Annotated in this window: 16 protein-coding genes; 7 read left to right on the top strand and 9 right to left on the bottom strand. The window is 68.3% G+C overall.

Translation table 11 applies throughout. From position 1 onward, the window contains the following. Window positions 1–48: 48 nt before the first annotated feature. Window positions 49–2,478 carry a TonB-dependent receptor gene (locus tag CSC65_RS12960; protein ID WP_162411000.1) on the top strand — a complete coding sequence of 810 codons (2,430 nt, stop codon included), beginning with the start codon at window positions 49–51 and terminating at the stop codon, window positions 2,476–2,478. 176 nt (window positions 2,479–2,654) lie between these two features. On the opposite strand, the gene dbpA is transcribed toward CSC65_RS12960, so the two are convergent. Further along, window positions 2,655–4,031, bottom strand: coding sequence for an ATP-dependent RNA helicase DbpA (dbpA, locus tag CSC65_RS12955; RefSeq protein ID WP_162410999.1), 1,377 nt, complete (start codon window positions 4,029–4,031; stop codon window positions 2,655–2,657). 90 nt (window positions 4,032–4,121) lie between these two features. Here dbpA and CSC65_RS12950 point away from each other — a divergent pair, with 90 nt between their 5' ends. Then, on the top strand, window positions 4,122–6,032 hold the full coding sequence (locus CSC65_RS12950) for an ATP-binding cassette domain-containing protein (RefSeq protein ID WP_162410998.1): 1,911 nt from the start codon (window positions 4,122–4,124) through the stop codon (window positions 6,030–6,032). Between the two features lie 16 nt (window positions 6,033–6,048). Here the strand turns inward: CSC65_RS12950 and CSC65_RS12945 are convergent, their stop codons facing one another. Both CSC65_RS12945 and CSC65_RS12940 read right to left on the bottom strand, forming a co-directional pair. After that, window positions 6,049–6,483, bottom strand: coding sequence for a barstar family protein (locus tag CSC65_RS12945; protein ID WP_162410997.1), 435 nt, complete (start codon window positions 6,481–6,483; stop codon window positions 6,049–6,051). Next, window positions 6,480–6,920: a guanyl-specific ribonuclease gene (locus tag CSC65_RS12940; RefSeq protein ID WP_162410996.1), complete on the bottom strand. Its 441-nt coding sequence runs from the start codon at window positions 6,918–6,920 to the stop codon at window positions 6,480–6,482. The genes CSC65_RS12945 and CSC65_RS12940 overlap by 4 nt, the downstream gene beginning before the upstream one ends. 264 nt (window positions 6,921–7,184) lie before the next feature. Between CSC65_RS12940 and CSC65_RS12935 the strand changes: the two genes are divergently transcribed. Further along, window positions 7,185–7,796, top strand: a complete 612-nt coding sequence (locus CSC65_RS12935; protein WP_162410995.1) for a superoxide dismutase — start codon at window positions 7,185–7,187, stop codon at window positions 7,794–7,796. Between the two features lie 152 nt (window positions 7,797–7,948). Here the strand turns inward: CSC65_RS12935 and CSC65_RS12930 are convergent, their stop codons facing one another. From CSC65_RS12930 to CSC65_RS12920, 3 genes are read right to left on the bottom strand one after another with little or no spacing between them, the layout of a single operon-like run. After that, on the bottom strand, window positions 7,949–11,089 hold the full coding sequence (locus CSC65_RS12930) for a multidrug efflux RND transporter permease subunit (RefSeq protein ID WP_162410994.1): 3,141 nt from the start codon (window positions 11,087–11,089) through the stop codon (window positions 7,949–7,951). 12 nt (window positions 11,090–11,101) lie between these two features. Continuing rightward, complete coding sequence (locus CSC65_RS12925; RefSeq protein WP_162410993.1) at window positions 11,102–12,307, bottom strand: efflux RND transporter periplasmic adaptor subunit; 1,206 nt, start codon at window positions 12,305–12,307, stop codon at window positions 11,102–11,104. Between the two features lie 36 nt (window positions 12,308–12,343). Further along, window positions 12,344–12,976 carry a TetR/AcrR family transcriptional regulator gene (locus CSC65_RS12920; protein ID WP_162410992.1) on the bottom strand — a complete coding sequence of 211 codons (633 nt, stop codon included), beginning with the start codon at window positions 12,974–12,976 and terminating at the stop codon, window positions 12,344–12,346. Between the two features lie 127 nt (window positions 12,977–13,103). Here CSC65_RS12920 and CSC65_RS12915 point away from each other — a divergent pair, with 127 nt between their 5' ends. The 4 genes from CSC65_RS12915 to CSC65_RS12900 all read left to right on the top strand — a co-directional run bounded on the left by CSC65_RS12915 (window position 13,104) and on the right by CSC65_RS12900 (window position 20,511). After that, window positions 13,104–18,107, top strand: coding sequence for an NAD-glutamate dehydrogenase (locus CSC65_RS12915; protein ID WP_162410991.1), 5,004 nt, complete (start codon window positions 13,104–13,106; stop codon window positions 18,105–18,107). Between the two features lie 93 nt (window positions 18,108–18,200). After that, entirely contained in the window at window positions 18,201–18,971 is a 771-nt protein-coding gene (locus tag CSC65_RS12910; RefSeq protein ID WP_162410990.1) for an NAD kinase, read from the top strand. A 91-nt stretch (window positions 18,972–19,062) separates the two neighbouring features. Further along, on the top strand, window positions 19,063–19,545 hold the full coding sequence (locus CSC65_RS12905; RefSeq protein ID WP_162410989.1) for a hypothetical protein: 483 nt from the start codon (window positions 19,063–19,065) through the stop codon (window positions 19,543–19,545). A 48-nt stretch (window positions 19,546–19,593) separates the two neighbouring features. Beyond that, window positions 19,594–20,511, top strand: coding sequence for a 5'-nucleotidase (locus tag CSC65_RS12900; RefSeq protein ID WP_162410988.1), 918 nt, complete (start codon window positions 19,594–19,596; stop codon window positions 20,509–20,511). A gap of 150 nt (window positions 20,512–20,661) precedes the next feature. Here the strand turns inward: CSC65_RS12900 and CSC65_RS12895 are convergent, their stop codons facing one another. From CSC65_RS12895 to CSC65_RS12885, 3 genes are read right to left on the bottom strand one after another with little or no spacing between them, the layout of a single operon-like run. Further along, complete coding sequence (locus CSC65_RS12895) at window positions 20,662–21,741, bottom strand: protein-glutamate methylesterase/protein-glutamine glutaminase (RefSeq protein ID WP_162410987.1); 1,080 nt, start codon at window positions 21,739–21,741, stop codon at window positions 20,662–20,664. Then, complete coding sequence (gene cheD, locus CSC65_RS12890; protein ID WP_162410986.1) at window positions 21,741–22,337, bottom strand: chemoreceptor glutamine deamidase CheD; 597 nt, start codon at window positions 22,335–22,337, stop codon at window positions 21,741–21,743. The genes CSC65_RS12895 and cheD overlap by 1 nt, the downstream gene beginning before the upstream one ends. Further along, window positions 22,334–23,197, bottom strand: coding sequence for a CheR family methyltransferase (locus CSC65_RS12885; protein WP_162410985.1), 864 nt, complete (start codon window positions 23,195–23,197; stop codon window positions 22,334–22,336). Before CSC65_RS12885 ends, cheD begins: the two co-directional genes overlap by 4 nt. Window positions 23,198–23,684: the final 487 nt, after the last annotated feature.

The following is a 23,684-nucleotide window of genomic DNA, read 5'->3' as shown; positions in this document are numbered from 1 at the left end:
CAACCAAAACAAAATCAACCAGCGACATAGCGAGTAGGGGAGTACTCCATGATGGTTCGCAAGAATCCTTTGAGCCTGCGCGTGCGCCAGGCATTGTTCGGCAGCATCGCGGCGGGCGCCGCATCGCTGGCCTTCGCCGCACCGCAGGAGAGCCAGGTCGCGCCCGACGCGGTCACGCTCGACAAGATCACGGTCACCGCGCAGAGCCGCGAGCAGGAACTGCAGGACGTTCCGATCGCGTTGCAGGTCGTCAATGCGCAGATGCTCGACGACGTCGTCGCCGAGGACCTGAGCGGCATCGACATGTTCGTCCCCGGCCTGGTCGTCAATGGCCAGCAGCCGACCCAGCCCAGTTTCCAGCTGCGCGGCATCAGCACCGACGACTTCGGGATCGGTACCGATCCGGCCGTCGGCGTGTATGTCGACGGCGTCTACGCCGGGCGCGGCGGCGGCGTGCTGCTGCCGTTCACCGACGTGGAGCGGATCGAAGTGCTGAAGGGGCCGCAGGGCACCCTGTTCGGGCGCAATACCGCGGCCGGCGCCATCTCGATCGTCACCCACCGGCCCGGGCCGGATGCCGAGGGTCGCTCGCGCCTGCGCCTGGCCGAACATGGCAAGCAGTACGTCGATGCGATGGCCAACATCCCGGTCGGCGAGGACTCCGCGTTCCGCCTCAACGGCGTGTTCAACCAGGCCGACGGCTGGATCCAGGACGCCAATACCGGCGAGGACCTGGCGCCGGAGGACAACTGGGCGACCCGTGCGGCCTTCAGCACCCGCTTCGGCGACAACACCACCGCCTGGATCACCTGGGACCACGAAAACCTGGACCAGCTGGGCCAGGCCACGATCGGCATCGTGCCGCTGCCCGCAGCGCCCGCCACGCCATCGTTGCCGGTCGACGAAACCGCCTACCTGGATCCGCGCAGGACGCCGGCCGCGGTCGACGTGGACGGCAACGAGGAGTCGCGGCGCTTCGACGGCGTGACCCTGATCGTGGACCACGCCCTGTCGTGGGGCAGCCTGACCTCGACCACGGCGTGGCATGACTACGATTCGCTGAACCGGGTCGAGGAGGACGGTACCGACCGCCGCGACCTGTACGTGGATTCGGTCAACACCGAGAGCAACACGAATTTCTACCAGGAATTCAAGTTCGCCGGCAGCGGCGAGCGCTTCGACTGGGTGGCCGGCGCGAGCTACTTCCGCGAGAAGGCCGACCAGACCAGCCAGGTCAACGCCTATACCGACTCGGTCGATACGATCGTGCGCAACATGGGCCTGGCGCCGACCCCGGACGGGACGCTGTACGGCTTCACCAGCCAGGTCATGCAGATGTACGGCATCCCGTTGACGCTGATGGGCGAGCCCTGGAACGAGCAGTTCGTCAACACGCTCGAGACCACCGCCTATGCGCTCTACGGCGACGTGATCTGGCGCGCCAACGACCGCCTCAACCTGACCTTCGGCCTGCGCTACACGCGCGACGAGAAGGATTTCAGCTGGTTCAACGACCAGCGCCATGCGCCGGGCCTGGATGCGACGCTGGACCAGATGGAGGCGCTGGGCATCTTCGCCATGCTGGGGATCCCGAAGGAGGCCTACATCTTCGACATCGCCTTCATCGATCCGCCGGCGATGATGAACAAGGGCGTCAAGACCCGCGATTCGAACAGCTGGGACGACATCAGCCCGCGCTTCGTGGCCGACTACCACTTCACCGACGACCTCATGGGCTTCGCGTCGGTGGCCAAGGGCTACAAGGCCGGCGGCTTCAACGCGCTGCAGATCGACAGCCAGTTCGAGAACGAAGACGTGTGGAACTTCGAGACGGGCATCAAGCAGGTCCTGCCCGAATACGGCTTCCGCTACGACGCATCCGCGTACTACTACACCTACGACAACCGCCAGGCGATCCGCCTGGACACGACGCCGGCGATCCCGCGCTACGTGGTCGACACCTCGGACCTGGAAGCGTGGGGCGTGGACTTCAACGCGATCTGGCAGGCGACCCGCGCGCTCTCGCTGGACTTCAACGCGGCCTACATCGATTCGACCTACAGGAACTACGTGACGCCGGAGGGCATCGACGTCAGCGGCCAGGCGACCGGCATCCCGAAGTGGTCGTTCGCCGCCGGTGCGGCCTACCTCTGGGACCTGGACGAGAACGGCAGCGTGCGTGCGTCGGTGCGCTACGGCTATCGGGGCAAGACGCGCTGCAGCGACGAATCGCAGAGCCAGGGCACCTGTGGCGTGAGCCCGGCATTGCGCCTGGGCGAGTCGCAGGAACTGGCCAACCTCCGCGTGGGCTGGACTTCGGGTAGCGGCCGGTACGGCGTGGCCGTGTACGGCGAGAACCTGCTCGACAACCAGTACGTGAACGGCCTGGCCACCTACGGCAAGACCGTGCTGGGGACGGTCGGCGCACGCGTGACGCCGCCGCGCGTCTGGGGCGTGGAGTTCACCGCAGGCTTCTGATCGGATTCCCGTGCTGGCGGGGAGGGGGCTGGCGGGCCGCGGGGAGCGGTCCGTCAGCTCTTTTTTTTGCGCGTCGTGCGGCAGGCAAGCAGATGCTCCACGCGCGCGGAGGCAACAGGGATTGTCTTGGCCTTGAACCGGCGTTGCGGCGCCCTGCCGGGCGCGGCCTTCTTGCTTCAGAGAGGCCGAACCCGGAAGCGCCGCCCCTTGATCTTGCCCGCTTCGAGCTGCCTGAGCGCGCGTGCGGCCTGTTCGTGGGCGATGGCCACGTAGGAGCGGGTGGCATGGATGGCGATCTTGCCGATCGCCTTCGCCGGCACGCCCGCTTCGCCGGTGAGCGCACCGAGGATGTCGCCGGCGCGCAGCTTGTCGGTCTTGCCGCCGTCGATGCGCAGCGTGGTCATCGGGGCCTGCGCCGGCTGCGCGGGACGGCCGGTGGCCAGCGGCGAGGATTCGCGCGGGGGCGGCGTGTCCTGCGCGGCGGCGATCATCTCCGCGCGCGCGTTCTCGCGCGGGGCGACCAGGCTCAACGCCAGGCCCTTGCGGCCGGCACGCCCGGTGCGGCCGATCCGGTGGCGATAGGCATCCACGTCGGTCGGCAGCTCGTAGTTCAGCACCGCCGCCAGGTCCTCCACGTCGAGGCCGCGCGCGGCCACGTCGCTGGCGACCAGCACATTGCAGCTGCGGTTGGCGAGCTGCAGCAGTACTTCGTCGCGGTCGCGCTGCTCCATGTCGCCATGCAGGGCCAGCGCGGAGAACCCGAACTGGCGCAGCGAGCCGGCCACTTCGTCCACGTCCTTGCGGGTATTGCAGAACACCACCGCCGACTCGGGCCGGTAGCGCAAAAGCAGCCCGGCCACGGCCTTCTGCCGGTAGGCGGCATCGACGTCGAAGAAGCGCTGCTCGATCGCCGGCGCGCTGTCGCTGCCTTCGGCCGACACTTCCACCGGCTCGCGCAGCAGCTGCCGGGCCAGTTCGCGGATCTCGTCGGGAAAGGTCGCCGAGAACAGCAGCGTCTGCCGGTGCTTGTCGCAGCGGCTGGCGATCTCGCGGACGGCTTCCTCGAAGCCCATGTCCAGCATGCGGTCGCCCTCGTCGAGCACCAGCGTGCGCACCCCGCCCAGGTGGAGCACGCGCTTGCGGGCGAGCTCCTGGATCCGGCCCGGGGTGCCGACCACCACCTGCGGGTCGTGCGCCTGCAACGATGCGATCTGGGGTTCCAGCGCCATGCCGCCGGTAAGGATGCTCAGCTTGAGATTGGGGATGCCGGTGGCCAGCCTGCGCAGCTGCTTGCCGACCTGGTCGGCCAGTTCGCGGGTCGGGCACAGCACCAGCGCCTGCGCGCGGGACACGCCCGGATCGAGCCGCTGCAGAAGGCCCAGGCCGAACGCGGCGGTCTTGCCGCTACCGGTCGGCGCCTGGGCGATGAGGTCCAGGCCGTCCAGGATCGGCGGCAGCGCCAGGGCCTGGATCGGGGTGGGGGTGGTGTAGCCCAGCGCGTCCAGGCCGGGACGCAGGGCCGGGGACAGGGGCATGGAAGCGAAGTCGTTCATGCGCCATTTTCGCAGGTCGCGGCCGCGAAAGGGCGCCGATCACACATGTCACGGGGTCTGACGCCTCGCGGCGCCCGGTACAATGTGCGGATGCCTTTGATCACCCTGCAGAACCTCGACTACAGCGTCGGCGGCCCCTTGTTGCTGGAAAAGACCGACCTGTCGATCGAACCGGGCGAACGCATCGCCCTGATCGGCCGCAACGGCGCCGGCAAGTCCACCCTGATGAAGCTGATCGCCGGCGAACTGAAGCCCGACGACGGCGAAGTGCGCGTCCAGCAGGGCGTTCGCATCGCCCGGCTCGAGCAGGAGGTGCCGCTGGGCGCGGCCGGCAGCGTGTTCGACGTCGTCGCCGATGGCCTGGGCGACCTGGGCAAGTGGCTGGCCCAGTTCCACCACCTGAGCCATGCCGACGAGTTCGACGCCGATGCGATGGGCAAGGTACAGGCCAAGATCGATGCCGCCGATGGCTGGGCGCTGGACCAGCGCGTGGTCGAGACGCTGACCAAGCTGGAATTGGACGGCGATGCCGAGTTCGCGCGCCTGTCCGGCGGCATGAAGCGACGCGTGCTGCTGGCGCGTGCGCTGGTGTCCTCGCCGGACCTGCTGCTGCTGGACGAGCCGACCAACCATCTGGACATCGAGGCCATCGACTGGCTGGAGGGATTCCTCAAGGCGTGGGCGGGCAGCGTCCTGTTCGTCACCCACGACCGCCGCTTCCTGCGAGCGCTGGCCACCCGCATCGTCGAGATCGACCGTGGCCGGGTCACCAGCTGGCCCGGCGACTGGGCCAACTACGAGCGCCGGCGCGAGGAACGGCTGAACTCCGAGGCGCAGGAAAACCAGCGCTTCGACAAGCTGCTGGCGCAGGAAGAGGTGTGGATCCGGCAGGGCATCAAGGCCCGTCGCACCCGCGACGAAGGCCGCGTGCGTCGCTTGAAGGCGATGCGCACCGAACGCACCCAGCGCCGCGACCTCGGCGGCAACGTGCGCATGGAGGCCGCGCAGGGCGAGAATTCCGGCAAGAAGGTCATCGAGGCCAAGGACGTCTCGTTCGCCTTCGGCGCCAGGACCATGGTGCGTGATTTCTCCAGCGTGATCCTGCGCGGCGACCGCATCGGCCTGGTCGGCCCCAATGGCAGCGGCAAGACCACGCTGCTGAAGCTGCTGCTGGGCGAGCTGCAGCCGCAGGCGGGCGAGGTGCGCCAGGGCACGAACCTGAAGATCGCCTATTTCGACCAGTACCGCGCGACCTTGCGCGAGGACTGGAGCGCGATCGAGAACGTCGCCGAAGGCGCGGACTTCATCGACATCAACGGCAAGCGCAAGCACGTGCATGCCTACCTGCAGGATTTCCTGTTCACCCCGGAACGCGCCCGCGCGCCGATCACGCGACTGTCCGGCGGCGAGCGCAACCGCCTTTTGCTGGCGCGCCTGTTCGCCCAGCCCTCGAACCTGCTGGTGATGGACGAACCGACCAACGACCTGGACGTGGAAACGCTGGAACTGCTGGAAGAACTGCTCGGCGATTACAGCGGCACGCTGCTTCTGGTCAGCCACGACCGCGACTTCCTGGACAACGTGGTCACCTCGACCATGGTGATGGAAGGCGAGGGCAGGATCGGCGAGTACGTCGGTGGCTACAGCGACTGGGTACGCCAGCGTCCCGCGGCGCCGGCCAGCGCCGCGCAGGTTGCCCGTGCCTCGGCGACGGCGAACGCCACCTCGGCGGCCGTACCGGCAGCGATCCAGGCGTCGGCATCCGTTGCCGATGCCACGCCCAAGCGCAAGCTCAGCTACAAGGACGCGCGTGAGCTGGAGCAGTTGCCGGCCCGGATCGAGACCCTCGAGACGGAGCTGGCGGCCCTGGCCGCGGCGATGTCCGATGCCGGCTTCTACCAGCAGGACCCGGGTGCGGTCGCGGCCCATACCCAGCGAATGGCCACGGCCCAGTCGGAGCTGGATTCGGCCTACGCACGCTGGGCCGACCTGGATGCCTGATCCCGGTGCGACGGCGTCAGCTGTCGTGCGCGGAGACAGGGCTTTCCAGCGCCACGAACGCCCAGAACGGCACCTCCGCCTCGGCCCACCAGTGCGAGGCTTCCTGGAGCAGGCCCAGCAGGGTCTGCAGTTCGTCGGCGCGCGCGGACTGCAGCTGCCCGGCGGCCTCGAACAGCAGCATGTACCCGGGAGCGGGCAGCCATTCGAGGTCGCGCAGCGCGTCCATCAGCGCATCCCAGTTGCCGCCGCGCCCGCCGGGCACGTCCAGCATGGTGGCGATCCGCAGCAGCAGGGTCTGCTTGTCGCGGCAGCCGGCCAGGTCGATGCGGCGCACCAGCAGCCCGGCATCGCGCGCGGCGGCGGCCAGCGCAGGCACGTCGGCCGCGTCGACCTGGTACACGCCCGCCTGCGAGGCATCGTCGAAACCGAGGTCGAATCCGGATTCGCTCATGGGAACCCTTCCCGTGCGGGTGGCTGGAAGCGGCGGAAGCTTTCGTAGTGGTCGCCGGTGTAATACCAGTCGCGCGGCGGATCTCCGCCAGTGACGATCCGGCGTGCACCGCGATGGGACAGTCCGGGCGTGGGCACCGTGTACTCGCGGTAGTAGCCGTGGGCATGGCGGGGCAGGCGGCCTTCGCGGTTGCCGAACACGCTGCCGTCCTGGCGGTGCTGGAACGACCCGCCATCCTGGATGCGCCGGATCACCGCCGCGGCTTCGCCGGGCAGGAAGGCGGGCAGGGCCTCGGCGTGGGCGGCCGGAGCGGTATCGACAACCTGCGTCGATGCGCCCGGAGTGGCCGATCGGTCCGCGACGGGTCGCGACAGCCAGGCCAGCGCTGCCAGGGCGACGACGACCAGCAGCAGGCTGGCAGAACGGGTGGGGCGCATGCGCGGGACGTGCTAAAGGGTGTGGCCGGAGTATGCGCGCGCGCCTGCGGCGCTGCTTGAACGCAGGCACAGCGCCGCCGCTTCACGTCGTGGGAACCCGCCCGCGCGCATGCTGATGCCCGGTTGGGCCGACGTCGCCGGGACGCTGCATTCCCCGCCAGGCAACGCAGACACCTTGGTTGCGCGCGCCCGCATCCCTACACTGTTGCCCGCAGCGTCCGGTTCGACCGGACACGGATTCCCACGAATTCCAAGGAGAGCACCATGGCCTATACCCTTCCCGAGTTGCCGTATGCCTACGATGCGCTGGAACCGCACATCGATACGGAGACGATGAAGATCCACCACACCAAGCACCACCAGACCTACATCAACAACGTCAACGCCGCGCTCGAAGGTACCGAGTACGCCAACCTGCCGGTCGAAGAGCTGGTGGCCAAGCTGAAGACGCTGCCGGAGAACCTGCAGGGCCCGGTGCGCAACAACGGTGGCGGCCATGCCAACCACACCCTGTTCTGGACGGTGATGTCGCCCAAGGGTGGCGGCGAGCCCAAGGGCGACACGGCCAAGGCGATCGACAAGGACCTGGGCGGTTTCGAGAAGTTCAAGGAAGCCTTCACCAAGGCCGCGCTGACCCGCTTCGGCAGCGGCTGGGCCTGGCTGAGCGTGACCCCGGACAAGAAGGTCGTGGTCGAGAGCAGTGCCAACCAGGACACCCCGCTCAGCGACGGCAATACCCCGATCCTGGGCCTGGACGTCTGGGAGCATGCCTACTACCTCAAGTACCAGAACCGTCGCCCGGAATACATCGGCGCGTTCTTCAACGTGGTCGACTGGGACGAGGTCGAGCGCCGCTACCAGGCGGCCGTGAAGTAAGCCGGACCGCACGCGACGCGCCACCGACGCCCCGGTAATCCCGGGGCGTCTTCGTTTGCGCCGTCGCCCTCCGCTTCGCACTGTCCGCACAGGCGTAAAAAAAGCCCCGGCATCGCTGCCGGGGCCTTGCATGTCGCACGCGGTGGCGGGGATCAGTCCGTCGTCGCGTCGCTACCGCGCTGCTTCTCCAGCCATTCCTTCGACGGCTCGTCCAGCTTGTCGCCCAGCATGCGCCGGACCACGATGAAGAACACCGGGATCAGCAGCAGGCCGAGGAAGGTGGCGAAGACCATGCCGCCGATCACGCCGGTACCGATCGCATGGCGCGCATTGGCGCCGGCGCCGGTGGAGATCGCCATCGGGACCACGCCCATGATGAACGCGAACGAGGTCATCAGGATCGGCCGGAAGCGCAGGCGTGAGGCTTCGATCGTTGCCTCGCGGAGGGTCTTGCCCGCCAGGCGCTGCTCCACCGCGAACTCGATGATCAGGATCGCGTTCTTGGCGGCCAGGCCAATGATCGTGATCAGGCCGATCTTGAAGAAGATGTCGTTCGGCAGGCCGCGCATGAGGCTGAACAGCACCGCGCCGAGCAGCCCCAACGGGACCACCAGCAGCACCGCCACCGGGATGGACCAGCTCTCGTAGAGCGCGGCCAGGCACAGGAACACGACCACGATCGAAAGCACCAGCAGCAAGGTGGCGGCGTTTCCGGCCAGGATCTCCTGGTAGGACATGCCGCTCCAGTCGTAGCCGAAGCCGCCCGGCAGGTCGTTCTGGACGATCTCCTCCATCGCCTTCATCGCTTCGCCCGAGCTGTGTCCCGGTGCAGGCGAGCCGACGATATTGACCGCGGCATAGCCCTGGTAGCGACTGAGGGCTGGCGCACTGGTGTTCCATTCGGAACCGACCACCGTGGACAACGGGATCATGCCGCCAGCCTGGCTGGGCGTGTAGAAGCTCGACAGCGATTCGGCGCCAGTGCGGAACGGTGCGTCGGCGCGCAGGTTCACGCGCTTGATGCGCCCCTGGTAGAAGAAGTCGTTTGCGTACACCGGCGCCAGCATCAGGCTGATGGCGTTGTAGATGTCGCTGACCTCCAGTCCCATCGACTGCGCCTGCACCCGGTCCACGTGCAACTGCAGCTGCGGGGAGTCTTCCAGTCCGTTCGGGCGCACACCGACCAGTCCCGGGTTCTGCGCGGCCTGGCCGAGCAGCATGTTGCGGGCCTGGGTCAAGGCGGCCTGGCCCTGGCCGGTACGGTCCTGCAGCCACATGTCGAAGCCGCCGAACTGGCCCAGGCCCTGCACGGTCGGCAGGTTGACCACGAAGATCGTGGCTTCCTTGATCCCGAACAGCGCGCCATTGGCCTGCTGGATGAACTCAGGTGCGGTGAGGTCGCGTTCGTCCCACGGCTTGAGCTTGATGAAGGCCATGCCGACGTTTTCGCCCGAGCCGACGAAACTGAAGCCGGCTACCTGCAACATGCTCTCGAACCCGTCCAGCTGCTCGAGCGAACCGCGCATCTGGTCGAACACGCCCTGGGTCCGCTGCAGCGTGGCGCCCGGCGGCAGTTGCACGATCGCCATGGCGTAGCCCTGGTCCTCCTCGGGGAGGAAGCTGCCGGGCATGCGCGAGAACAGGAAGCCGCACAGGACCGCCAGCGCCGCGAACAGGATCATCCAGCGCGGCGCGTGCCTGACGGCGCTGCCGATGTGGCCGACATAGGTATGGCTGACCTTGTCGTAGTACTTGTTGAAGGTACGGAATACCCAGTTGGAATTGGCGTGGTGGCTGGGCTTGAGGAAGGTCGCGCACAGCGCCGGGGTGAAGCCCAGCGCGAGGAACGCGGAGAACGCCATCGCGATGGCGATCGTCAGCGCGAACTGCTTGTAGATCTCACCGGCCGCGCCGCCCTGCAGCGCGCTGGGGATGAACACGGCCGCCAGCACGACGGTGATGGCGACCACCGCGCCGGTGATCTGCTCCATCGCCTTGAGCGTGGCCTCGCGCGGCGGCAGGCCTTCCTCGGTCATGATGCGTTCGACGTTCTCGATCACCACGATCGCGTCGTCGACCACGATGCCGATCGACAGCACCATCGCGAACAGGGTCAGCTGGTTGATCGTGAAGCCGATCAGCGTCATGCCCAGGAAGGTGCCGAGCAGCGCTACCGGGATCACGAGCGTGGGGATGATCGTCGCGCGGATGTTCTGCAGGAAGATCAGCATCACCAGGAACACCAGCACGATCGCCTCGACCAGGGTCTTGACGACCTCCTCGATCGAGATCTTGACAAACGTGGTGCTGTCGTAGGGCGACATCCAGGTCACGCCCTGCGGGAACGTGGACTGCAGCTCGTCCATCTTGGCGCGCACGGCGCCGGCCACGTTAAGTGCGTTGGCGCCGGGCAGCAGCTGCACCGCGAAGGCGCCCATCGGCTTGCCGTTGAACTTGGTGTCGAAGCCGTACGAGCCGGGGCCGAAGCTGACCCGGGCCACATCGGCCAGGCGCACGGTGGTGCCGTCGCTGTCGGCGCGCAGGATGATGTTCTCGAACTGTTCGGGCGAACTGAAGCGGCCCTCGGCCGAGACCGTGGCGGTGAACGCCTGGCCTTCCGGTGCCGGGTCCGCGCCGACCGAACCGGCGGCGAACTGCACGTTCTGGCCCCGGATGGCCGCCAGCACCTGGGTGGCCGACAGGCCGAAGCCCTGCAGCTTTTCCGGGTTCAGCCAGATGTTCATCGCGTACTCGGCGCCGAACTGCTGGATGCTGCCCACGCCGGGGATGCGCGAGATCTGGTCGATCACGCGCGAACCGTTGAGGTCATTGAGCGCGTTGCGGTCGACCGCCGGGTTGTCGGAGACCAGGCCCACGACCATCAGGAAGCCCGCGTTGGCCTTGGCCACCACCACGCCCTGCTGGATCACTTCGGTCGGCAATCGCGGTGTCGCCAGGGCGACCTTGTTCTGCACCTGCACCTGGGCGATGTCCGGGTCGGTGCCGGTCTCGAAGGTCAGGGTGATGCTGGCGCGTCCGCTGGCGCTGGACGACGAGCTGAAATAGAGCAGGTGGTCGATGCCGGTGAGCTGCTGCTCGATGACCTGGGTGACCGCTTTCTCGACCGTGTCAGCACTGGCGCCGGGATAGGTGGCGCCGACGGTGACCTGCGGCGGTGCGATGTTCGGATAGGATTCCACGCCGAGGCCAAGGATCGCGATCACGCCGGAAAGCGAGATCAGGATCGCCACGACCCAGGCGAAGACCGGGTGGTTGATGAAGAACTTGGGCATTGGGATCGGTCCTTACGCGGCCGGCTCGGACGATTTGTCGGCGGCCGGTTCGACCGGTGCCTTCGGTGCCTGTGCGGGCTTGCCTGGCTGGCCGGGTTGGCCTGCCGCCGCCGGCTGCCACGGCGTCGCCTGCACCGGTGCCCCCTCCTTGGCCTTCTGCACGCCGCTGACGATGATCTTGTCGCCCGCCGCCAGTCCGGAGGTGACGATCCAGCGCCCTTCATGGGCGGCGCTGGTGGTCACGTTCTTGCGCTCGACGTTGCCGTCGGCGCCGACCACGCGGGTGAAGGCGCCATTGGCATCGCGCAGCACCGCTTCCTGCGGCACCAGGAATACTTCGTGCAGCTCGCCCATGTTCACCTTCAGGGTGACGAAGCTGCCCGGGAACAGCGTCTGGCCCGGATTGGGGACCAGGGCGCGCATCGTGACCGCGCCGGTGGCCGGGTCGACCGTCGTGTCGGAAAAGTCCAGGGTGCCCGGCTGCTCGTGCACGCGGTCGCCGGGCAGCACCACCTGCACGGTGGCCTTGCCGGTGCCGACCAGCGAAACGTTGGTCGCTGCGCGCAGCTGCGCCAGTTCGGTAGAGCCGATCGAGAAGTTGGCGAACAGCGGGTCGAGCTGGTCGACCGTAGTCAGCAGGGTCGCTTCACCCTGGCCGACCAGGGCACCCTCGGTCACGCGCTGCTTGCCGGCGCGGCCGGCGATGGGCGCGGTGACCTTGGCGTAGCCCAGGTTGATATCCGCGTTGCGCACGTTGGCCCGCGCCGCCGCGACCGCGGCCGAGGCGCTGCGTTCGGTGGCGACGGCGTTGTCCAGGTCGCTCTGCGAGACGAACTTCTGCGGCGCCAGCTGGCGGGCACGGTCGGCCGCGGTGCGTGCATTGGCGTAGGTGGCCTCGGCCTGTGCCAGCTGGGCCTGGGCGACGCCGAGCGAAGCCTGCAGTGGCGCGGGGTCGATCTCGAACAGCACCTGGCCTTCGCGCACATCGCTGCCTTCTTCGTAGACCCGCCGCAGCAGCACGCCCGGTACGCGGGCGCGCACGTCGGCGCTGCGGTAGGGCGACAGGCGGCCGACGAGGTCGCGGTTCAGCGGCACGGTCTGTGGCTGGGCCTCGATCACGCCCACTTCAGGGGGCGGTGGGGCGGCAGCTTCGTCCTTGCCGCCGCCGCAGGCGGTCAGGGCAAGCAGGCCGCAGGACAGGAGGAGGGGGAGGCGCATGGGAACTCCGGGGAAATGTAGGAACAGGACTGGGAATCAGGTGCGTGGAACGGGCGGGGCGAATGCGCGCAGGAAACTGTCGACCGCGAATTCCGCCCACTGTGTCCGCAGGCTGGTTGTGTCGCGGTGAGGAACCAGGAAGCGTTGCCGGTCGAAATCCAGGCCGACGATCATGCCCAGCAACAGCTCGGCCGCCGAGTGCGGATCGTCATGCCGGAGCAGGCCCCGGCGCATCGCCTGTTGCAACCAGGTGGCGAGGCGCTCCTGCAGGCCCTCGATCCAGATCCCGTAGAGTGCCCGCACTTCGTCGGGGAACTGGCAGGCCTGGCCGGTGATCAGTCGCGCGGTCCCGATCGTGCCCGGTCCGGACAGGCGGGCCAGGTGGTCGCGGGCGAAGGCGACCAGGCGCGGGCGCAAGGTCGCGGAATCGGGAACGCCGGTGAGGACCGCGGCCTTGCGGCTGTCCTCGCTCAGGACCCGCAGCAGCAGCGACTGCTTGGAGCCGTAGCGCGCATACAGCGTCTGCTTCGAGCATCCGGCGCGCGCGGCCACCGCGTCCATGCTGATCTGCACGCCCTGCTCGCGGACCAGGGCGCGCACTGCATCGTGCACCCGCTGGTGGCGGGCGTCGTCGACCTGTCGCGGGGCGGCGGGGCTGGGAGTCTGCATGCGGACTGGACTATACCGTCCAGTTCATTAATTTGGAAGCGGTGATTTCTTCCGTCCTGCAGCAAGGTTGTTGCGATGGGCGCGGCTACAATTGTCCGCACACACTTTTGCTGCGGAGTTACAGGCGATGAAATCCACTTCTTCCGGTGAAAAACGGACGACGAAGCCGACGAAGGCCGCGAGCCCGGCGAAGAAGGCCGCAGCGCCGGTTGCCGCACAGGCGCGCTTCTCCTTGGAGCCTGTGTACGCAGCGGCGCGGCGCCAGGCGCCGGCGACGCGCCAGGCCGAGTTGCAGGAGTTCCTGGGCGAGTTCTACCGCCGACTGGAAGAAGACGAATATCCGCAGCACCCGCCCAAGACCTGGGCGGCGATCGGCATGGACATGCTCGAGTTCGCGCGTCGGCGCCGGGCAGGAACGGCCAACGTGCGCGTGTTCAACCCGACCCTGGCCGCCAACGGCTGGGAGTCCGCCTACACGGTGCTGCAGATCGTCAACGACGACATGCCGTTCCTCGTGGATTCGGTCAGCATGGCCCTGGCCGAGATGGGCGTGGGCGTGCACGTGCTCGGCCATCCGCTGGTGCGCTTCGCGCGCGATGGAAACGGCAAGCTGCAGTCGGTCGGCGATGGTCGTCCGGAATCGCTGATGCTGCTGGAGATCGACCGCCAGGCGCCGTCGGCGATGCGCCAGATCGAGCAGCGCATCGCCGCAGTGCTGGACGAAGTCCGCGGCGTGGTCGCCGACTGGGGCCTGATGCGCGAACGCATGCAGGTACTGGGCGACGACCTGGCGACGCGGCGCATGCCGGTGGACGACACCGGCCGGCGCGAAGCGCAGGAGTTCCTGCGCTGGGCGGCCAACGATCATTTCATCCTGTACGGCTACCGCGAGTACAAGGTGGTCAAGCAGGGCGGTGAGTCGGTGCTGGCGCCGGTCGAGGGCTCGGGCCTGGGCCTGATGCGCGGCAAGGACAGCTCTCCGCCGCGGCCGGTCAAGGGCCTGGCGGCGCACGGCCTGAACCGCTCGGGCACCAGCGAGGCGCTGATCCTCACCAAGACCAATGCGCGCTCGCGGATCCACCGCAAGGGCTACATGGATTACATCGGCGTGCTGGAGTTCGACGCCAACGGCGTGATCACCGGCGAGCAGCGCTTCCTGGGCCTGTATACCTCCAGCGCCTACAACCGCCGCCCGTGGGAAATCCCGCTGGTGCGCGAGCGCTACGAGCACGTCATGCGCCGCAGCGGGCTGTCGCCGAGCAGCCACAGCGGCAAGGCGTTGCGCCACATCCTGGAGACGCTGCCGCGCGAGGAGCTGTTCCAGTCCAGCGAGGAAGAGCTGTACCGCACCGCGACCGGCGTGCTGGGGCTGCAGGAGCGCGTGCGCAGCCGGCTGTTCCTGCGCCGCGACCGCTATGGCCGCTTCTTCTCCGCCCTGGTCTACATCCCGCGCGAGCGCTTCAACACCGACGTGCGCCTGCGCATCGAAACGCTGCTGAAGGACGCGTTGCAGGGCGAACAGGTCGATTCGAGCGTGGTCCTGGGCGAGTCTCCGCTGGCCCAGCTGCACCTGATCGTGCGTCCGCGGGCCGGCGCGTCTACCGACATGAACACCAGCGAGCTGGAGCGTCGCCTGGCCCACCTGCTGCGCAACTGGCAGGACGACCTGCGCGAACTGCTGATCGCACGCCACGGCGAGGCCGACGGCCTGCGCATGGCGAGCGGGTACGGGCGGGCTTTGCCGGCCGGCTACATCGAGGACATCACGCCCGAGCTGGCCGCCAACGACGTCGAACAGCTGGCCGCGCTGACCGGGCCGGAAGACCTGCGCCTGAGCCTGCACGCGGTCGCGCGCGAGGGCACCGCCGGGCTTCGCCTGAAGCTGTACCGCCAGCATGACGACATCCCGCTGTCGGATGTGCTGCCGCTGATGGAGAACATGGGGCTGAAGGTCATCTCCGAGCACCCGTACCGGCTGCAGGCCAGCCTGGACGATGGCGGCAGCCAGCCGATCTACATCCAGGACTTCGAGGTCGAGCGCGCCATCGGCGGTGGTGACCCCACTGCACTTGCACCGGTCTTCGAACAGGCTTTCGCCGCGATCTGGTCCGGCCGCGCCGAGAACGACGGACTCAACCGCCTGGTGCTGGCCGCCGGCCTGGACTGGCGCCAGGTCGCGCTGCTGCGCGGCTACTGGAAGTACCTGCTGCAGACCGGCGTGCCGTTCTCGCAGAACTACGTCGAAGAGACGCTCGGCCGCTACCCGCTGCTGGCCCGCCTGCTGGTCGAGCTGTTCGAGGCGCGGTTCCATCCGGCCACCGGGAATGAAACGGCCGCGCAGATCCTCGACGGCCAGCAGCGCCTGGTCGACCAGTTGCGCGTCCTTGCCGCCGGCGACGAACCGGCGATCAAGGCGCTGCAGGAAGTGGTCGACGCGCGCAGCGCCGATCGCACCACCCAGGAGCGCGTCACGCGCGCCGCACTGCTCAAGCTGCTCGACCGCGTCTCCAGCCTGGACGACGACCGCATACTGCGCGGCTTCATCGGCGCGATCGACGCGACCTTGCGCACCAGCTATTTCCAGACCGGCGCCGACGGCAAGCCGGGCCACTGCATCAGCTTCAAGTTCGACTCGGCGCTGGTGCCCGACCTGCCCAAGCCGCGCCCGTACCGCGAGATCTTCGTCTACGGTCCGCGCGTGGAAGGCGTGCACCTGCGCTTCGGCCCGGTGGCGCGTGGCGGCCTGCGCTGGTCGGACCGTCGCGAGGACTTCCGTACCGAAGTGCTCGGCCTGGTCAAGGCACAGATGGTCAAGAACACGGTGATCGTGCCGGTCGGGGCCAAGGGTGGCTTCTTCGTCAAGCAGCCGCCGGCGTCCGGCGAGCGCGATGCGGTGATGGCGGAAGGCATCGCCTGCTACAAGCTGTTCATCCAGGGCCTGCTCGACATCACCGACAACATCGTCGAAGGCAGGATCGTGCCGCCGCGCGACGTGGTCCGCCACGACCAGGACGATCCGTACCTGGTGGTCGCCGCGGACAAGGGCACGGCGACGTTCTCCGACATCGCCAATGGCCTGGCCATCGCCCACGGCTTCTGGATGGGCGATGCCTTCGCCTCCGGCGGCTCGGTCGGCTACGACCACAAGGGCATGGGTATTACCGCCCGCGGCGCGTGGGAGTCGGTCAAGCGCCATTTCCGCGCCCTGGGCCGCGACTGCCAGGTCGAGGACTTCAGCTGCGTGGGCATCGGCGACATGTCGGGCGACGTGTTCGGCAACGGCATGCTGCTGTCCAGGCACATCCGCCTGGTCGCCGCGTTCGACCACCGCCACATCTTCCTGGACCCGGAACCGGATGCCGCGCGCACGTTCGCCGAACGCGAACGCCTGTTCGCGCTGCCGCGCTCCAGCTGGGCCGATTACGACACCAAGCTGATCAGCAAGGGTGGCGGCGTGCACCCGCGCAGTGCCAAGTCGATCGAGATCACCCCGCAGGTGCGTGCCGTGCTGGGCCTGGACGAAGGCGTCAGGTCGATGTCGCCCAACGAACTGATGTCGGCGATCCTGCAGGCGCCGGTCGACCTGCTCTGGAACGGCGGCATCGGCACCTACGTCAAGGCGTCCACCGAGCAGCATTCGGACGTGGGCGACCGCGCCAACAATGCACTGCGCGTCAACGGCGGACAGCTGCGCTGCCGGATCGTGGGCGAGGGCGGCAACCTCGGCATGACCCAGCTGGGCCGGATCGAGGCCGCGCACGCCGGCGTCCTGCTCAACACCGACTTCATCGACAACTCCGCCGGCGTGGACACCTCCGACCACGAGGTGAACATCAAGATCCTGCTCAACGACGTGGTCCGTGCGAAGAAGCTGACCATGCCGGCCCGCAACAAGCTGCTGGCATCCATGACCGACGAGGTCGCGCGGCTGGTGCTGTTCGACAACTACCGGCAGAACCAGGCGATCAGCCTGATGGAGCGGATGAGCGTCAAGCGGCTGGGTTCCAAGCAGCACTTCATCCGTACGCTGGAGTCGCAGGGCCTGCTCGACCGGCAGATCGAGTTCCTGCCGTCGGATGCGGAGCTTTCCGCACGCAAGGCGCGCGGGCAGGGCATGACCCGGCCGGAACTGGCGGTCCTGCTGTCCTACTCCAAGCTGGTCGCCTTCCAGCAGCTGCTGGATTCGGACATCCCCGAGGATCCGTACCTGTCCAAGGAGCTGCAGCGCTACTTCCCGCTGCCCTTGCAGAAGAAGTACACCGACGAGATGGAGCGGCACCGCCTCAAGCGCGAGATCATCGCCACCGCCGTCACCAACACGACCATCAACCGGATGGGCGCGACCTTCCTGCTGCGCATGCAGGAAGACACCGGCCGCAGCCCGGCCGAGGTGGCCAAGGCCTACACCATCAGCCGCGAGACGCTGGATGCGCGGATGCTCTGGACCCAGATCGACGCGCTCGACGGCAAGCTGCCCGAGGCCGCGCAGATCGATGCCCTGCAGGTGATCTGGAGCCTGCAGCGCTCGTTCGTACGCTGGCTGCTCAACCGCCCCGGGCCGATGCCGAGCATCACCGAGGCGGTGGATCGCTACCGCGATCCGTTCAACGACATCCGCGAAGCGTCGGGCGTGCTGCCCGATTCCCAGCGGCCTGCGTACGAAGCGGCGCTGCGCGAATGGCGTGACAAGGGCATGCCGCCCAAGCTCGCCCAGCAGCTGTCCGAACTTCCGTACCTGGAGCCTGCCTTCGACATCATCGAGCTGGCGCGCGCGCGCAAGCTCAAGCCGGTCGATGTCTCGCGCGTGCACTTCCGCCTGGGCGACGCCCTGCAGCTGCCGTGGCTGTTCGAGCAGGTCGACGCACTCGCCGTGGACGGTCGCTGGCATGCGGTCGCCCGGGGCGTGATGCGCGACGAGCTGGCCGCCCACCACCGCGTGCTGGCGGGCCAGGCGATGTCCCAGCCCGGTGCCGATGCCGACGCGAAGGTCCGTCACTGGCTGTCGCGCGACGATGCCGCACTGCGCTTCACCCTGGGCATGCTGTCGGAGCTGTCGGCGCAGAAGACGCTGGACTATCCGACCCTGTCGGTGGCCGTGCAGAAGCTGGGCCAGCTCGCTTCGCGCGGCTGAGCCGCGATCGGGGCGCCGGCATGACGCCGGCGCCCCTGCTGGACATCGATCTGTCGCGAGCGGTTATCCTGCCGGCTCCCGACGGAGATCGTGATGAGTGCCAGTCCCCGCATCGCCTTCCTCGCCAGTACGGCGCCCAACGCGCAGGAGACGCTGCAGGCGATGGTGGCCCGGCATGGGCAGCATCCGCCCGAGGAGGCGGACGTGATCTGCGCGCTCGGCGGCGATGGCTTCATGCTGCAGACGCTCCACCGGCACGGCGGGCTGGGCAAGCCGGTCTATGGAATGAAGCTGGGCACCGTTGGTTTCCTGATGAACCATTTCAACGCCGACGACCTGCTCGAGCGGATCGCCGCGGCCGAGCCCGCCAAGCTGCGTCCGCTTGAGATGGTGGCGCAGACCGAGTCGGGCACCAGCATCGGTTCGCTGGCCTACAACGAAGTCTCGCTGCTGCGGCAGACGCGGCAGGCCGCGCACATCCGCATCGGTCTCAACGGCCAGACCCGCCTGGACGAGCTGATCTGCGACGGCGTGATGGTCGCCACGCCGGCCGGCAGCACGGCCTACAATTTTTCCGCGCACGGACCGATCCTGCCGCTGGGGTCGCACACCATCGCGCTGACCCCGATTGCCGCGTTCCGGCCACGACGCTGGCGCGGCGCCATCCTCAAGGCCGATACCGAGATCCGCTTCGAGGTGCTCGATCCGTACAAGCGGCCGGTCAGCGTGACCGCCGACTCGCACGAGACGCGCGACGTGGTGGAGGTGGTGATCCGCGAGTCGGCCGACCGCATGGTCACCCTGCTGTTCGATCCCGAGCACAACCTCGAGGAACGTATCCTCAGCGAACAATTCGTGGTATGACGTAGCGCGCCGGGTGAAGTGGGTAAGCCTTCCCGGTCACAACCAGAATCCACTCGAAGTCATCGAGCTTCAACGGCAGGGGAGGGGTCCCGTGAAGTTGTTGTATCTGATGCTGCTGTGCGCCATGCCGGCGCCAGCGGCCGCTGCGTGCATGTTCACCAGCAACGTGACGCCTTTCCAGGCCGATGCTCCGGCGCTGGTCGACAACGCGCAGATCCCGGCGCCAGAGATCGAGATCGCAAGCCTGACGCGTGGCATCGGCGGCGGCGCGACCTGCGACGCACTGGGCTTCCTGTCGGTCCAGTTGAAGTGGCCGCGGGGCAGCGACTATTCGCTGGACGAGATCGGGTTCGAGTACCGGCTGGTCAGTGGCCAGGCACCGGAGGGCCTCCTCCCTGCCGTGGCCGTGGCCTCTCCTGTCTCCGGACGGAAGGCCGAGCACCAGTTCACCTGGCAGGACGTGCCTACCAGCCAGCAGATGCCCGTGCACCTGGAGCTGGAAGTGCGTGCGGTCACCCGCGATCGCCAGCGCGGTGCGCCGGCCCGCGTGAGGATCGATTCGCCCGGCGGTTGAGGCACTGCGCGCCATGCACGTGGCGTCGGCATGGTCGATAATGCCGGCATGGCCAGACCCGACGACAACGCCCCCCGCCTGCTCACGATCGCGGTGACCTCGCGTGCGTTGTTCGACCTGGAGGAAAGCCACGCGCTGTACGAGCGCGAGGGCGTGGATGCCTATGCCGGCTACCAGCGCGAGCTGGAGGACGAAGTGCTCGAGCCGGGCGTGGCATTCCCGGTGGTGCGCAAGTTGCTGGCGCTGAACCGGCGTTTGCCCCCGGGGACGCCGCAGGTCGAGGTGATCCTGCTGTCGCGCAATTCGGCCGATACCGGCCTGCGCATCTTCAACTCGATCCAGCACCACGGCCTGGGCATCGTGCGCGCGGTGTTCACCGCCGGCGAGCCGACCTGGCCCTACGTGGCGCCGTTCGGCACCGACCTGTTCCTGTCGGCCAATCCCGAATCGGTGCGGCGCTCGCTGCAGCACGGGGTCGCCGCGGCGACGATCCTGCCGGCTCGCGCCGCCAATGCGGCGCGCGACCAGTTGCGGATCGCATTCGATGGCGACGCGGTGATCTTCGGTGACGAGAGCGAGCGCATCTCGCGCGAACAGGGCGTGGAGGCATTCGGGCTTCACGAGCACGAACGCGCGCGCGAGGCGCTCCCGGGCGGGCCGTTCCGCGGCTTCCTGTCGGCCCTGCACGATCTGCAGGCGGCGTTCCCGCCCAGCGAGGACGCGCCAATCCGTACCGCGCTGGTCACCGCGCGTTCGGCACCGGCGCATGAGCGCGTGATCCGCACGCTGCGCGAGTGGGGCGTGCGCCTGGACGAGGCGCTGTTCCTCGGCGGACGGGCCAAGGGCCCGTTCCTGGCGGCGTTCGGTGCGGACATCTTCTTCGACGATTCGGCGCACAACATCGACAGCGCCCGCCAGCACGTGGCGGCCGGACACGTCCCGCACGGCGTGGCCAACCCGGACTGAGCCGCCGACCTCCGGCGCAGGCAGTTCGACGCCGGGTCCATGTATGACATCAGCATTGCCGGCCAGCACGGGACCGCCGCTCGCGTTCCGTACCGCGCGTTCATTCCGGACCGAACCGAACCGGGCCGCACCGAACGCAGTGCGTTCCGGTCAGCCGGTCGCGGCCAGCGCGTGCGAACCGGCCAGTTCCAGCAGGCGGCCGGCGATGCGATCGAGCGGCACCACTTCCTGCGCCGCACCGAGCTTGAAGGCCGCGCCGGGCATGCCCCAGACCACGCTGGATGCTTCGTCCTGGACCAGGGTTGGCGCGCCGGCCTGGCGCAGTTCCAGCAGGCCTCGCGCTCCGTCGTCTCCCATTCCGGTGAGGATCGCGCCCACGGCATTGGCGCCGGCGCTCTGCGCGACCGAGCGGAACAGCACGTCGACCGCTGGCCGGTGCCGGTTGACCGGTGGACCATCGTCGATCCGGCAGCGCCAGCGGGCACCGTCGCGGATCACCCGCAGGTGGCGGTCTCCGGGCGGCAGGTAGGCGTGGCCGGGCAGGACCGCTTCGCCATCACTGGCTTCGCGCACCAGCATCTGCGAGTGGCGGTCGAGCCGTTCGACGAACGCGCGGCTGAAGCCGCCGGGGATGTGCTGGGTCAGCACGATCGCCGGCGCATCCGGTGGCATCTGTTCGAGCACGACGCGGATGGCCTCGGTGCCGCCGGCGGAGGCGCCGATCGCGATCAACCGATCGGTGGTGCGGAAACGCGCCGCGGTCGGAATGGCCGGACGCGCAGTGGCAGCGGGCTCCAGCCGCATCGCGGGCCGTGCCAGTCCCTGCACGCGCGCACGCGCGGCGGCCTTGACCTTGGCGATCATCTCGTTGGCGTATTCGCCCAGGCCGCGCGCCACGTCGAGTTTCGGCTTGGTGACGAAGTCGACCGCACCCAGGGCCAGCGCCTGCAGCGTGATCTCGGCGCCGCGCTCGGTCAGCGAAGACACCATCAGTACCGGCATCGGCCGCAGGCGCATGATGTTCTCGAGGAACGCCAGGCCATCCATGCGCGGCATCTCCACGTCCAGGGTCAGCACGTCCGGGTTGAGGCGCTTGATCTTCTCGCGTGCCAGCAGCGGATCGGCGGCGGTTCCGACCACCTCGATGCCCGGGTCGCTGCCGAGCAGTTCGGTCAGGATCTGCCGGACGACCGCCGAATCGTCGACCACCAGAACCTTGATCTTCTCCATCAGAACAGCTCCACGCCGCCGCTGACCGGGGTGCGCGAAAGGCGCGTGCGCACCGCCGTTTCGGTGGCCGCGACTTCGACGCCGTGCGCGTGCGGCAGGCGGTTGACCATGACCTTTCCGGTCTGCGGGAAGAAGAAGACCTTGCGCGGATGGATGCCGCGCAGGTCCTCGGCGACGACCGGAATGCGCTCGGCGTCCAGGTAGGCGAGCACGAACTCGGCGTTGCGGGTGCCGACCGGATTGCTGGTGAAGCCCTTGAGTACGTTGGCGCCACCGAACACCTTGGCTTCCAGGCGCTTGCGGCTGGCGCCGCGCTTGAGCAGTTCGTTGATCAGGATTTCCATCGCATAGCTGCCGTAGCGCGCCGGTGCGCCGTCGCCGGTATTTCCGTCCGGGAGCAGGAAGTGGTTCATGCCTCCAAGTTGCAACGCCGGGTCGCGGATGCACGCGGCCACGCACGAACCCAGGATGGTGACCAGGGCGGTGCCGTCGTCCACCACCAGGTACTGCGTCGGCAGCAGTTTGGCCGCCGGGACCTTGAACTGCGGGTCGCTGTAGCGCATGACCGTGTCGGCCTGAAGCGCGATGCCGCTCATGCGCGCGCCGCGGACGGATTGCGCCGGTACAGGGTGCGACCGCAAGGCTGGATCAGGTCGGCCGCGTGCAGGTAGTTCTCCGAGTGCCCGGTGTAGAGCAGGCTCGTGGTGTCCATCTGCGTCACCAGCCGCGAAAGGATGTCGCGCTGGGTCGGCTTGTCGAAGTAGATCATCACGTTGCGGCAGAAGATCGCCGCGAATGGGCCGCCCACGTCGTAGCGCGCGTCGAGCAGGTTCAACGGGCGGAAGTCGACCAGGGCCTGCAGCGCAGGATGGACCCGGCAGCGGCCTTCGTTGGGGCCGGTGCCGCGCTTGAAGTAGCGCCTGCGCGTTTCTTCGTCCAGCCCGGAGATGCGCTCGAGCGGATACACGCCGCGCTGAGCGGTGGCCAGCACCTGGGTATCGATGTCCGTGGCCAGGATTCGCACCGGCGGGGTGAGGGTGCCGAACGCCTCGCAGGCGGTGATCGCGATCGAGTAGGGCTCCTCGCCGGTGGAGGCGGCGCAGGACCAGAGCTTGAGCGGGCCGCCGCCCGATTCGGCCAGTTGCGCGTGCAGGCGCTCGAAGTGGTGCGGCTCGCGGAAGAAGGCGGTCAGGTTGGTCGTCAGCGCGTTGGTGAACGCCTGCCATTCCTCGCCATCCGGATGCGCGTCGAGCTGGTCCAGGTAGTGGCCGAAGTCGGACATGCCGAGCGCGCGCAGGCGTCTTGAAAGGCGCCCGTAGACCATGTCGCGCTTGCCCGGTGCCAGGGCGATGCCGGCACGGGCATGGATCATCTGGCAGACCCGGCGGAAGTCGCGATCGGAGAACGGAAACTCGCGCTGGTCCGTTGGGGGGTGCGGCAGATGCGTGGCGCTCATGGGAGGTCCGGTAGGGGGACGGTACGGCCGGGCGGGAAGATTCCCGTCACCTTGAATATCGGCGCGAGGCCGCCGAAGTTGATGGGCGTGCGGTGTGGCTGCAGCACGGCTACTAGTGCGCTGCCTTTTTGTAGGAGCGGGCATGACCGCGACACCGAGGGCATCGGAGCCGCGTCGTCGTCGCCTGTGCCAGCGGCGTCGGTGTCGCGGTCATGCCCGCTCCTACAAAGAGCAAAGCCCCGGTTTGGACCGGGGCTTCGCCTGTGTCGCACGATCCGGCCTCAGAACTCGGCCCAGTCGGCCTCGTTGAGTGCGGTGTTGCCGGCGGGGCGGGGGGGGGGGGGGGGCGGGGAGCGGGGGGGGCGCGGGGGAGTGGGTGCGCCTCGCCCGCGCCCCGCGTGCGGAACACGCGCACACGCAGGTCTGCTTTATCCAAGCTGACACGGCTGCATCAAGAGATGGGGTAGAGCTCCTATGGAGTACGATG

Source organism: Pseudoxanthomonas daejeonensis, assembly GCF_010093205.1.
Lineage (GTDB): Bacteria > Pseudomonadota > Gammaproteobacteria > Xanthomonadales > Xanthomonadaceae > Pseudoxanthomonas > Pseudoxanthomonas daejeonensis.
This window is presented reverse-complemented; position numbering and strand designations above follow the sequence as displayed.